The sequence below is a fragment of the Gordonia sp. i37 genome (genome assembly GCF_002043085.1).
GTDB classification, from domain to species: Bacteria; Actinomycetota; Actinomycetes; order Mycobacteriales; family Mycobacteriaceae; genus Gordonia; species Gordonia polyisoprenivorans.
This window is the reverse complement of sequence record NZ_MVPX01000040.1, coordinates 1-12,077: the sequence shown is the minus strand read 5'-3', so window position 1 is coordinate 12,077 and position 12,077 is coordinate 1. Positions and strand designations below refer to the sequence as shown.

At 66.6% G+C, this 12,077-nt stretch carries 10 protein-coding genes, 2 tRNA genes and 2 pseudogenes; 5 read left to right on the top strand and 9 right to left on the bottom strand.

Annotated features, from left to right (window positions below; genetic code table 11):
* Nucleotides 1-220, top strand: a pseudogene (locus B1964_RS01435) (prephenate dehydrogenase); the annotation flags it as partial.
* A 9-nt stretch (nucleotides 221-229) separates the two neighbouring features.
* Here the strand turns inward: B1964_RS01435 and B1964_RS01430 are convergent.
* The 6 genes from B1964_RS01430 to B1964_RS01405 form a co-directional block, all read right to left on the bottom strand.
* Nucleotides 230-850, bottom strand: coding sequence for a putative glycolipid-binding domain-containing protein (locus tag B1964_RS01430; protein ID WP_079928512.1), 621 nt, complete (start codon nucleotides 848-850; stop codon nucleotides 230-232).
* A gap of 56 nt (nucleotides 851-906) precedes the next feature.
* Nucleotides 907-1,671, bottom strand: a complete 765-nt coding sequence (locus B1964_RS01425) for a hypothetical protein (protein WP_253193843.1) — start codon at nucleotides 1,669-1,671, stop codon at nucleotides 907-909.
* Nucleotides 1,672-1,754: 83 nt separating this feature from the next.
* Nucleotides 1,755-3,452, bottom strand: a complete 1,698-nt coding sequence (locus B1964_RS01420) for a sodium:proton antiporter (RefSeq protein ID WP_079928510.1) — start codon at nucleotides 3,450-3,452, stop codon at nucleotides 1,755-1,757.
* Nucleotides 3,453-3,535: 83 nt separating this feature from the next.
* On the bottom strand, nucleotides 3,536-4,312 hold the full coding sequence (aqpZ, locus tag B1964_RS01415; RefSeq protein WP_006371708.1) for an aquaporin Z: 777 nt from the start codon (nucleotides 4,310-4,312) through the stop codon (nucleotides 3,536-3,538).
* A gap of 194 nt (nucleotides 4,313-4,506) precedes the next feature.
* Nucleotides 4,507-4,579: transfer RNA gene (locus B1964_RS01410), tRNA-Arg, on the bottom strand.
* Nucleotides 4,580-4,638: 59 nt separating this feature from the next.
* Nucleotides 4,639-4,727: transfer RNA gene (locus B1964_RS01405), tRNA-Ser, on the bottom strand.
* Nucleotides 4,728-4,858: 131 nt separating this feature from the next.
* Here B1964_RS01405 and hisC point away from each other — a divergent pair.
* Nucleotides 4,859-5,923 carry a histidinol-phosphate transaminase gene (hisC, locus tag B1964_RS01400; protein ID WP_020173154.1) on the top strand — a complete coding sequence of 355 codons (1,065 nt, stop codon included), beginning with the start codon at nucleotides 4,859-4,861 and terminating at the stop codon, nucleotides 5,921-5,923.
* A gap of 31 nt (nucleotides 5,924-5,954) precedes the next feature.
* On the opposite strand, the gene B1964_RS01395 is transcribed toward hisC, so the two are convergent.
* Entirely contained in the window at nucleotides 5,955-6,953 is a 999-nt protein-coding gene (locus B1964_RS01395; RefSeq protein WP_026920477.1) for an alpha/beta hydrolase family protein, read from the bottom strand.
* A 182-nt stretch (nucleotides 6,954-7,135) separates the two neighbouring features.
* Between B1964_RS01395 and B1964_RS01390 the strand changes: the two genes are divergently transcribed.
* Nucleotides 7,136-7,615, top strand: coding sequence for a thioesterase family protein (locus B1964_RS01390; RefSeq protein ID WP_079928509.1), 480 nt, complete (start codon nucleotides 7,136-7,138; stop codon nucleotides 7,613-7,615).
* Between the two features lie 23 nt (nucleotides 7,616-7,638).
* On the opposite strand, the gene B1964_RS01385 is transcribed toward B1964_RS01390, so the two are convergent.
* Together B1964_RS01385 and B1964_RS01380 are read right to left on the bottom strand one after the other, a co-directional pair.
* Nucleotides 7,639-8,880 carry a hypothetical protein gene (locus B1964_RS01385; protein WP_079928508.1) on the bottom strand — a complete coding sequence of 414 codons (1,242 nt, stop codon included), beginning with the start codon at nucleotides 8,878-8,880 and terminating at the stop codon, nucleotides 7,639-7,641.
* A 62-nt stretch (nucleotides 8,881-8,942) separates the two neighbouring features.
* Nucleotides 8,943-10,088, bottom strand: a complete 1,146-nt coding sequence (locus B1964_RS01380; protein WP_079928507.1) for an acyltransferase — start codon at nucleotides 10,086-10,088, stop codon at nucleotides 8,943-8,945.
* A 58-nt stretch (nucleotides 10,089-10,146) separates the two neighbouring features.
* Between B1964_RS01380 and B1964_RS01375 the strand changes: the two genes are divergently transcribed.
* Both B1964_RS01375 and B1964_RS01370 read left to right on the top strand, forming a co-directional pair.
* On the top strand, nucleotides 10,147-11,238 hold the full coding sequence (locus B1964_RS01375) for a magnesium transporter CorA family protein (RefSeq protein WP_079928506.1): 1,092 nt from the start codon (nucleotides 10,147-10,149) through the stop codon (nucleotides 11,236-11,238).
* A gap of 360 nt (nucleotides 11,239-11,598) precedes the next feature.
* Nucleotides 11,599-12,077: pseudogene (locus tag B1964_RS01370) on the top strand (HNH endonuclease); the annotation flags it as partial.

Sequence of the window (12,077 nt, the reverse complement as noted above, 5' to 3'; positions counted from 1 at the left end):
GCTCAGCGAGGTGATCGATCGGCTGACCGCGGCACGCGACGAACTCCGCGATCACGGCACCACCGAGGTACTGATCGACGCCGGCTACCGCGCCCGGCACGCCTACGAGGCGATGGCGAATGCGCCGCGGGTGGCGATCACCGACGTCGAGCCGGGCGTCGCGGGCTGGCAAGCGGAGATGCGCCGCCAGGCGCACCGCGGGAGTGTATGGCTGGGCTGATCGCCCCGGTCAGACGCGGCTGGCCAGTCCCTGGTAGTCGATGACGAAGCCGTTGTCGTCGACGGTCAATGTCGAGGTGGCGACCGGCGAGGACACGCCGATCCCGTCCGGGCCGGGCGTGTAGCGCAGGGTGGCCGGTTCGACGACCGCCGTCGGCAGGTAGACGTAGACGACGGGGACCTCGACGGTGCCGGATGCGTCGGCCGCGACGAGGTGCAGTCGGCGGATGGGCAGGGCGTTGAACATCGGCGACAGAGCGAGGTCGACGTCCTCCGCGCCACCGAAGTCCTTGCGGACGGTCTCGCCCCCGGTCTGCACGAGCCAGGTGTTCTCCTCGTCGCGAGCCATTCCGAGCTGCGTCTCACCGCCGGCCTGCACGAGGTGGATCGACAGCCGCTTGGTGACGCCGGCATCGTTGGTGACCAGCTCATATGACGCGGAGAACGCGTCGTGGTCGGCGGTCGCCGCGGCGATGATGCGGCCGTACGCCTTGACCCGAGCGCCTTGGACGTTGAGGCGGACCTGTTCGAGGCGGTCGGTGTCGACACCGCGCCAGGTGATCATGGTCTTGAACTCGGTGGCGTCGCTCGCCGACGCCTGCGGGGCTGCTTGCGGGGAACTCACACACATACGGTAGCGACCTCGGGCCGCCGACACACGCCGAGGACCCCGAACTGACCCGTGGGTCAGGCGATGCAGGTGGCCGTTCGCCGTGTCGAGGAGGCCTCGACGCTGTCGTCGGCGACCGGCCGGCCGGCGACGGTGATGGTGCAGTGCGCCGAGGATCCGTCGCCGGCGACGACCAACAGGCGCAGCGGATTGCGGCTTGCGGCGAAGGTGACCGTCCAGTTCGGTGGCGGGGTGAAGTCGGTCCGGACGCCGACGTCGTCGACGTACAGGATGGTCCCGACGCCGTTGATGGTGACGGTGTAGGTGACCTGTGCGCCCGGCGTCGTACCCGAACCACCACCGGGCCCACCGCCGGGCTGGTCCCCACCGGGCTGCGAGGGCGCGCCGGGCCGGGTGGGCAACGCCGGTAGTGAATAGGTGCCGGTGGGGTCGGCGGTCGGCAGGGTGATGGTCGGGTTCTGTTGTTGGTGCAGCGAGCGGACCCCGAAGACGACGAGTCCCACGATCACCAGGCCGACGACGGCGAAGATGACGACGGTGGCGCCGACACCGCGTTCTTCCCCGGAGCGGCGTGGATGGTGCGGCGGCTCGGCATCGGTGCCGGCCGTCCCCATCTCGACCCCGTCCGGGCCGTCCGACAACGGAACCGGCGCGACGTCATGGCGGGGGGCGGACTGCGGTGTCCCGCCTGCGGCGAGGTCGGCCGCGGTGTAGCGCGGGAGTCCACGGTCGGAGTAGCCGAGCGGCGGGTAGTTGCCCGGCAGCAGCGGGGTGCGGTAATCGTCGGCGCCGTCGGGCCGTTGCCCGGTGGGCTGTCCCATGTCGCCACTCCCGATCACTTCCGGGTCGCCGAGCCGGCGCACCCGTATCCAACACGTGCACCTTCGACCTTACTGACGGCGTCTCAGAGGCGGCTTTCCAGTCGGGCCGTGAGTCCGGCTTCCTGCAGGTCCAGGCGTTCGAGCATGGCGCGGACCGCCTCGTCCTCGAGGTGGCCGTTCTCTCGGCCGGCGACGAGAGCGTCACGCTGTGCCGAGAGCACGTTGCGGTACAGCGCGGCGAAGGCATCGGTGCGGGCGGTGTGCGCGTCGGGGTCGGGCATCTCCTCGGCATCCCGGGACTGTCGTGCGACGGTCTCCTTGATGTAGTCGACGGTCACCTCGTCGAGATTGGTGGGTGGGTTGTTGACGAAGCCCGCGATGACCTCATCGGCCGCGCCGTGCACGATGGCCTCGGCGCGTGCGGTCTGCTCGTGGTCGTAGCGTTCCTCGTCCTCGTTGCGCAGCTGCAGCCGGTTGATCAGCCAGGGCAGGGTCGGGCCCTGGATGAGGATCGTCCCGACGGCCACGACGAACGCGATCGCCTGGATGGCCGAACGTTCGGGGAACTCGCTGCCGTCGGCGACGGTCAGCGGGATGCCGGAAGCGGCCGCCAGGGTGACCACGCCACGCATACCCGTCCAGGCGACCACCGTCGACTCCTGCCAGGTCAGTGGCCGGTTGTCGATGCGTTCGCGCAGGCGCCGCCGCCACGCCGGTGACTGGTCGGGGTCGCGGCGTCCGGCGGCACCGCGACGCGGGGTGGGCGGGATCTCCACGGCGACCGTGGCGTCGAGGTGACGGCTGACGACTCCGCGACCGAACATCGCGAACACGCAGACCGGCCGGATCAGGAGCACCACGGCCAACACGAGGAGTGAGGCAATGGTGATCTGCAGCAACGATTCTCGCGCCTCGCGGAGGTCCTCGATGATGAACCTCATCTGTAACCCGATGTAGGCGAACACAAATGCCTCGAGCAGCACGTCGACCGAGTTCCAGACATAGCGTTCCTGCAGCCTCGTCTGGTAGCCGGCGTGCACCGACCCCGACCCGACCACGAAGCCGGCGATCACCACCGCGAGCACCCCGGAGGCGTGGAGGTGTTCGGCGGCGAGGAACGCCGCGAACGGAACCACGAAGCCCTGCACCGTTTCCAGTGCGGGGTTGCGCAGGTGGCGTCGAATCCAGAGGGTGAGGTAGCCGAGGACGGCGCCGACGATGGGACCGAGAATTGCGTTGTAGCCGAACAGCGCCAACGGATTGTCGATGAACGCGTGGGTGGAGGCGATCTGGGAGATCGCGATCGCGAACAGCGACAGCGCCGCGGCGTCGTTGACCAGACTCTCGCCGGTGAGAATGGCCATCAGCCGCTTCGGCAGTCCGAGCTTGCGTCCGATCGCCACGGCGGTGACCGCGTCGGGCGGTGCGACGATCGCGCCGAGCAGCAACGCCAACGCGAAGGTGAACTCGGGGATCAGCAACGACGCGATCCACCCGACGGCGAAAGCGGTGATGACCACCATCGCCACCCCGAGCCCCAGGATCGGCTTGATGTTGCGCACGAAGCTCGGTACCGAGAAGCCCAGCGCTGCGGAGTACAGCAGCGGTGGCAGCACGACGGTCAGCAGGATCTCGGATTCGAGTTCCACGTGCGGCATGCCCGGGACGAACGAGACCGCCAGCGCCACCACCACGATGATCAACGCGGGTTGCATACCACGCCGGTCGGCGATCGCGGTGATGATGACGGCACCCACGAGCACCAGGATCAACAGTTCCATGGGCAGTGATTCTCGCAGCGGCTGTCCGATTTCGCCGGTTGCGGAGTTCCGTCAAATGCCTGCGTTCGCCGCCGCCGACGCGGTCAGGCGACCGGTGTCTCCTCGCGCGCCGACGAACCGTACTTGAACTTGCCGTCCTCGAACAGCAGTGGATAGATCAGGCCGCCGACGATACCGCCGATGAGTGGGGCGACCCAGAACGCCCACAGCTGGCCGGGCGCGCCGTCGCCGTTGAAGAACGCCACCGCCGTCGAGCGTGCCGGGTTCACCGAGGTGTTGGAGATCGGGATGGATACCAGGTGGATGAGTGTGAGGGTGAAGCCGATTGCCAACGGCCCGAATCCCTTCGGGGCCCGGCCGTCGGTCGCGCCGAGGACGACGATGAGGAAGAAAGCGGTCAGTAGGATCTCGGCGATCAGGACCGCGGCGAGGGTGTAGTGGCCCGGACTGTGGTCGCCGTATCCGTTGGCGGCCATGTTGCCGGTGGCCGTCCAGCCGGGTTTGCCCTGCGCTATCCCATAGATCGCGAGACCGGCGAGCAGACCACCGGCGACCTGGGCGATCCAGTAGCCCGGAAGATCCTTCCATTCGAGTCGCCCGCTCACCGCAGCGCCGAGCGAGATCGCCGGATTGAAGTGCGCCCCGGAGATGTGGGCGAGCGCGTAGGCCATGGTGACCACGGTCAGTCCGAACGCCAGCGCGACGCCCAGATAGCCGACGCCCACCTGGATGAGCGTCCCCTTGTCGTCTCCCTCGGCGACTTGCTTGGCAGCGAAGACCGCGGTTCCGCAACCTCCGAGGACAAGCCAGAATGTGCCGAACAATTCGGCCGCGTATTTGGTGAACGGAGCAGGAATCATGACAGCCTCTCGAGGTCGTTGGGTGAGCACACACGTCACTGGCAGAACTTGAGCAACTTCAGTGCACACCATTCACGACCGTTTCCACCCAAAGGCGGCCAAAGGCGGCGAAACGGTGACCAGGCCGACATCCGACGGTGATGCCGAAAACAAATACCCCGCCACCGTTGTCGCTGGTGGCGGGGTATTGAGAGTGCGCCCGTAGGGATTCGAACCCCAAACCTTCTGATCCGTAGTCAGATGCTCTATCCGTTGAGCTACGGGCGCGTGGTTATTCAGTTGTCGTGCTGTTCAGTTGTCACCGCGGTCGGCGCGACTGCGGTCGGCGGAGGCGAGAGGATTTGAACCTCCGGTCCCGTTTTAGCGAGACAACTCATTAGCAGTGAGTCCCATTCGGCCGCTCTGGCACGCCTCCTAGCGGAGTCCTTTCGAACTGCCGAAGCGAAAGATTACACACCGCCCGGCGGCAGAAGCAAACCGCGCGGTCAGAGCCGGATCGCCGGGTCCGGGCATCGTCCGCCACGACCGTGGACCTACAGTTGGACGGTGACCTTTCGCATCCGTCCCGACCTCGCCGACCTGCCCGTCTACGTTCCCGGCAAGACGTTCCCGGACGCGGTGAAACTTGCCAGCAACGAGGTCACCTTCGGTCCGCTCCCCTCGGTTCTGCAAGCGATTTCACATGCCGCGGCCGGTGTGAACCGATACCCCGACAACGGGATGGTCGAGTTGACCGACGCATTGGCGAAGAACCTCGGCGTCAGTCCTGAGGAGATCCAGGTCGGTTGCGGATCGGTGATCCTCTGCCAGAACCTGATCCTGATCACCTGCCGCCCCGGCGACGAGGTCGTCTTCGGCTGGCGCTCCTTCGAGACCTATCCCCTCGCGACGCGGCTCGTCGGGGCGACGCCCGTTCAGGTGCCTCTCACCGGCGACGACGTGCACGATCTTGCGGCGATGGCCGACGCGATCACCGACCGCACCCGCCTGATCTTCGTCTGCAACCCCAACAACCCGACCGGGACCGTGGTCACCGCCGACGATCTACGCGCCTTCCTGCAGTCGGTGCCGTCGGACATCGTCGTCGCCCTCGACGAGGCGTACCTCGAGTACACCCGCCTCGACGACGACCACGCCTACGACGCTCTCGAGTTGCGCCGCGAGTTCCCGAACCTGGTCGCGTTGCGCACGTTCTCCAAGGCGTACGGGCTCGCCGGCCTGCGCGTCGGGTACGCGATCGGCGATCCGGAGATCATCACCGCCCTGGGTAAGGCGCATGTGCCGTTCTCGGTCAACAGCGTCGCGCAGGCCGCAGCTCTGGCCTGCCTGGAGGCCGGCGACGAGCTACTCGAGCGCACCGACGCGGTGGTCGCCGAGCGTCGGCGGGTCACCGAGCGGCTCCGCGCCGCCGGTTACCGGGTACCCGACTCGCAGGCGAATTTCGTGTGGCTCGACCTCGCCGAGAGGTCGTCGGAGTTCGCGCGCGCGGCAATCGATGCCGGGGTCGTGGTGCGGCCCTTCGCCGACGACGGCGTGCGGGTCACCGTCACCCATCTCGACGAGAACGACAGCTTCCTGTCCTTCGCCGAGCGGTGGATCCGCGCCGACTGAGGTCTGCGGCGGCACCGCTACGGCAGGCGGCTCAGTACAGGTGCCGCGAGACCGTTCCCCAGGCGGCGGGCAGGTCCTGCTCCCAGTAGGCCCAGGTGTGCGTGCCGATCAGGCGGAAGCCGTCGGTGTAGGGCACGTTGTGGGTGCGCAGGTCCCACGCGAACTCCAGTGAGCATCGGTAGGCACCGGCCTCCAACGCCGAGGACGACGCGGTGACCGCTGCGGGCGGACCCTCGTCGGGCTCGATGCGACGCGTGATGTCCAGTGGGCCGATGGCGCCGGAGCCGGCGGAGATGAAGATGTCCTTGCCGCGCAACGCGTTCAGATGCAGGCTCGGGTCGTGCGCCTGCCAGCCGACGGACCCGAACGGGCCCCACATGTTGGTGGCGTCGCCGCCGTCGCGACCGACGGTGGTGCGCACGTAGGCCTCGTTGGCCGCCCCGGACACCGGCGGGCACCCACTGAGCGACGCGAGACCCGAATACAGCTCGGGATGGCGGATGGCCAGCGCGAACGACGCCTGTCCGCCCATCGACAACCCGATCACCGCGTTGCGGCCGTTGCCGTTGAACCGCGAATTGATCAGCGGGGGAAGTTCTTTGGTGAGGAAGGTCTCCCACATCGGCTTACCCAGCTTGGGGTCGGCGTGCTGCCAGTCGGTGTAGAACGTGCCCGCTCCGCCGACCGGGAGGACGACGTTGACGTTCTTGTTCGCGAAGAACGCGCCGGCGTGGCCCTTGGTGATCCAGTCGCTGACGTCGCCGTCGGCACCGGCGCCGTCGAGCATGTAGACGGTCGGGCGCGGACCACTGGAGTACGCCGGGGTCAGCACGCTGACCTTGATGCGCTGTTTCATCGACGGGGAATCCACCCAGACGTCGGTGCGCAATTCGCTCATCGGCTTGGTGGTGACGATGCGCGCCTCGACGCGTGGCGCCGCGTCCGCCACTGCTGGACCGAGCAAACCCGCACCCAGGACGCCGACGCCGAGTATGGTCGCCACCATTGCGGCCACTCGCCTTGTGCCCATCATCAATAACCTCATCCCACCCGCCGACGGCGGTAGCCCACGAACGCATTGCGGTACCGCACTTCGCAGGTACACCGCCCCCCATTATCGGGGACGCCGCGCGGATGGAAGACTACTAGCGGGTAACAAAAGCGTGAAGACCCGAACGTGTTTTCACAGCCGGCATTCAGGAGCGTGGGTCAGTGAGTACCGCAAACACCGGCCGCAACTCAGTAAACACCGCAGGTGAGAGCGGTTTGGGCGCACACGAATTCGCGTTCACCGCCGAGGTCGGCGTGCGCTGGTCGGACATGGATGCTTTTGGTCACATCAACCACGCCCGGATGGTCACGCTCATGGAGGAAGCCCGGATCGCGTGGCTGCTCTCCGCGGGCGAGGAGTACACCCCGCTGATCAAGAGCGCGATGATCGTGCACGTCGAGATCCGATATCAGAGCCAGCTCCGCCACGACGACTCGCCGTTGCGCATCGGCATGTGGATCAAGGGTTTTCGTTCCGTCGACTTCACCATCGGCTACGAGATCCGGGGGGCGCACGCCGATCCGATGAGCAAACCGGCGTGTGTTGCGAGCACTCAGATGGCCGTCGTCAACATCGAGGCGCACAGTTTGCGTCGCCTCACCGATACCGAGAAGGGTTACTTACGCGCCTGGTCACGGTGACCGCGGTCGAGCGACCGCGGGGGTCAGGACGGCTCGTACCGTGCGGGGAGTTCCCGCGGAACCGCCGGTGAGAGACGAGAGATGTTTCCCTGCAACACATCCCGATAAATTCGTAGCTGTTCCTCACCACTGCGAACCTGCTCGGACAGCCGTTTGGCATTGTCCATCGAGATCTCGCGATCACCGGACCGGGCGACCAGGGCGTCGATCCGATCGTCGATCGTCGCGGCCTTGTTGTATTCGGCCAGAATCCGCAATTCCGTTGCCGCGGACTCGACGACGTGAGCCACGTCGGACAACGCCTGCACCCGATCGATCAGCTCGGACCACACCGGCCGCAACGTGGTTTCGCGGCGGTCGATCTGTTCGGCGAAGGCCCGGTCAAAGCCACCATTGCGTTTGGCCCGGTCCAGGTCGACGCGCACCGCACGCAAGGCGATGACGTCAGCGGCGATCTCGGCGAGTTCGGAGTGCAGGTTCACCTGCGTCCGCTGCACCGCGAAATGGTCTGAGCGCCAAGCGGGATTGGTCATGATCCGGTCGTAATAGTGGCCGGCGATGAACAGCAACGCCTCATATCCGTCGACGAAGTTCGCCGACCCGGGCACCGCGGGCGCCTGGGCGTCACGATCGGTCGCCGCGGTGACCTGCTCGGCCCACTGCTCGACCTGACGATTCCCGGACCGCGCCGCAACCTGCCCGACGACGCCGGCGATGCGCTCGACCGCGACGGTGCCTGCTCGGCGCACCGCGCGCATCGTGCCCACGTTGGGGGTCGGCGTACACAGCAGCCCGGCGAAGAGCCGTTCGCGCTCGTCGAGTTCGAGATACACGTTCTCGCGACGTTCGCGGCGGATGGCACGGGTACTGCCGGCGAAGACGCCCTTGCCGGTGACGAACGCCTTGTGCGCGTCCTCGCGGCGCCGGACCAGCCCGTTGAAACGGTTACGCATCACCGCGGCGATCACACCGGGCACCATCGGACCCGACTGCTGCGCCTCGAGTTGGACGATGGCCCGCTGCAGACGCCGCATCTCGCCGAAGCCACCCGGCACGATCGGCAACGGCAGACCTGTGGACACGCGGCGAATGACGATCGCCCGGCCCGTCGGAGTCAGATAGCCGGACGCGACCAGGATCGCGGCCACATCGGACAGTTCCGGCCGTTCACCGGGCATCGCCGACCGGTCGCACCACTGCCGGATCTCCCCGCTGCTCGGGCCACTGATCCGTGCCGCCCCCCGCATTCCGCCGTCGTCGATCATGTTCCCGCCTCGTCACCCTGCTTGTCGGCCATGTTGCCTCTGCGCCGTCTTGCTCACCCATGCTACCTGCGGGAACCGACGGTCCCGGGTGTCCGAGCACGCCACAGCGGGGACGTCACTCGGTGCAGCGCCCACGCCAGCACGACGCTGATGGCCGCGGTGAGACCGAACGCGATCAGCACGTTTCCGCTGAACACGTGGTAGCCGAGCGCGGCCATGACCACCTCGAGAACGATGACGTGCACACAGAACAGCTCGTAGGAGATCTCACCGAGGAACACCATCGGTCGGCTGGCACACACCCGCGCCCACCAGGACCGCTGATCGGCGACGGTGAGCGGGCCGACGAGACCGACGGCGATCACCAGATACAACACGTGCTTGACGATCGTCGCCGACGCAGTGGTCGGGGTGATCGTCGGTTCGCCCGCGATCGAGCCCCCGGACACCAGGAACGCGGCGATCGCGATGCCCACCCACGCGGTGGTGTTCCACCGGCGGATCAGCGGTGCGCAGGCCGCGAGCAACATCCCGCCGACGAACCAGCCGAAGAATGCCGGCGCCCACAAACGTGCTGTCGGATTCACCCCCGCACTGCCCGCGACGATCACCGACCACACCGGGCTGACCAGCAACAACGGCACCAGCGCTGCGATGAGAAGATCCGGTCGCCACCCGCCGCGCCGACCCGACACACGCATCACACCGACCACGACGACCCAGCCGATCAGCGGCAGGACGAGGTAGAACACGACTTCGGCGGCCAGGCTCCACATCTGCGTCAGCCCGGAGTGCAGGTGTCCGAACCCGTACACCTGCGTCAGCGTCATGTTGCGCAGGAAGCCCGACCAGCCGGTGCCGGTCGGTGACGCCTCGCCGCCGGGTGGGGCGATCGCGTACAGCAGATAGACGCCGATCACGGTGATCCAGTACGCGGGCAGGATGCGTCGTGCCCGGTGCCAGAAGTAGCGTCCGACGCCTGGCAGTTGCGTGTCGCGGGTGTTCTCGCGCGCCGCCCGCACCCATGGCGTGAACAACAGGTACCCCGAGAGCACGAAGAAGATCGCGACACCGATCTCGAAACGCGCGAACAGTCGGCCGACGTAGTCGTCGGTGTAGTGCCCGGTCCAGAACGCGGCGTGGGTCAGACACACCGACAGTGCGGCGATCGAGCGCACACCGGTGAGTGAGGGGACGCGCGAGGCCATGCGCCGATCCTGCCAGCCGCTAACCCGCCCACCGCGCAGGTGGTGGCACGATGATGCCATGGCGGGCACACCGGATCCGGATCGCGGAACGCGCATTCGCGGCCAGATCTGGAAGAAGGGCCAGAAGGTCGACGGCTTCGCGATCGACGGCATCTCCGATCATCTCGACTGCGCCGACACGCTCATCTGGGCCGATCTCGACTGCCCGTCTCACGACGAGCTGACGGCACTGGCACAGGAACTGGACCTCAACAGCTTTGCGATCGAGGACACGATCGCCGCCGCCGAGCGCGTCAAGACCGTGAATTACCGCGACTACACATTCATGACCGTCTACGCGATCACCGCCGCCCCGACCGGTGACGACGCGAACCCGTCGGCGGGCGACGAGAACCCGACGGTCGGCGACGCAGCACGTCCGGATCAGCACTCCCCGTACGCGCAACGCGCCAAGTCCTTTGTTCTGCATCGCATTTCGATATTCGTCAAGCAAAACGCGTTGATCACGGTGCGGATGACACCGGGATTCGACATTGCCGTGGTGACCCAGCGGTGGGAGGAGATCGGCGGCGAACAGTACGGCATCGGCGCGTTGCTGCACGGTCTGCTCGACGTGGTCGTCGACGGTCACTTCGACGCGGTCCAGCGCCTCGACAACGACATCGAGGATCTCGAGGCCCTGCTCTTCGACGAGTCCGTCGCTGCTCGAACCCTCCAGCGCCGAACCTACGATCTCCGTAAGGATCTCGTGCTTCTGCGTCGAGTCGTGGTGCCCATGCGCGAGGTCATCGCGGCGATCCAGCGTCACCGCTACGAGAACGAGGCGCCACCGGAACTCGACCCCCACTTCTCCGACCTCTACGACCACGCGCTGCGTGCGGCGGAGTGGACAGAATCGTTGCGCGACATGGTCACCACGGTGTTCGAGACCAACCTGTCATTGGCCGACGCGCGCCTGAACACCGTGATGAAGAAGCTGACGGGGTGGGCCGCGATCATCGCCGTACCCACCGCCATCACCGGCTTCTACGGGCAGAACGTCTCGTTCCCGTTCTTCCAGACCACCACCGGTTTCGTGGTCAGCTCGGTGTTGATCGTGGTCACCGTGATCGCCCTGTACACCACGTTCAAGCGGCGAGACTGGTTGTAGTCCAGCGCGATTGTTTGCATCTTCCCGCGATGACGAACGCGTCTCACCCGCTGGTCGAGAACCCCTTCCTCCGATGGTCGGGCGGTTCCAGCACGTGGCGCTCGCCCCTCCCCCGATGGTCGAGGTGCGAGCCGCGTGCGGCGAGCCTCGAGACCCTGGTGAGATGACAAGCATCGCAACCACATCCACTACCCACTCGACGCAATAGAGCGGCCCGGTCGACGTAAATCGACGCCCGGTCGATGAGTAGAAAAAGTTGTCCACAGATTTCATCGGCCCAACCTCCGCAGGCCCGGTTTTGTCGGTACCCCTTCGTACACTTGTTCTCATCAGGTCCGATCGTGGGAGGGGAGGTACATGGTGTCGACGATGTTGACGTTCACTGACCCGGAAGCTGACGTCGCCGCGATCGCAGCCATGTCGCGCGATGAGCTCACCGAGACCGGCCCTGATCTGTTGCGCCAATCGCGTAAGCATGAGGCCCGGACGGTGCTTGCTGCCGCCGCGCTGGCGGAGCGGGTGTATCGCGAGCGTTTGGCGGGCCAGTCCGAGGTCGAGGTGTGGGGCTCGGTGATCGAACATGCCGACAAACTCGCACGCGCCGAAGTGTCTCTGCAGTTCAAGATCTCCCGCAGCAAGGCCGGCAACTGGATTGCTCTGGCGGACCTGTTGGAGAAGTTCCCCCTCATCCGTGCCGCCTATCTGAACGGGGAACTGTCCACCAACCGGGCCTCGATCATGGCGCGGGCCGCCCAACGTGGCGCGGACACCGACACCGACACCGGTGATGAGTCCGGTAACGAATCGGAGATGTCGTTCGAAGAGATCGTCCTGGACTA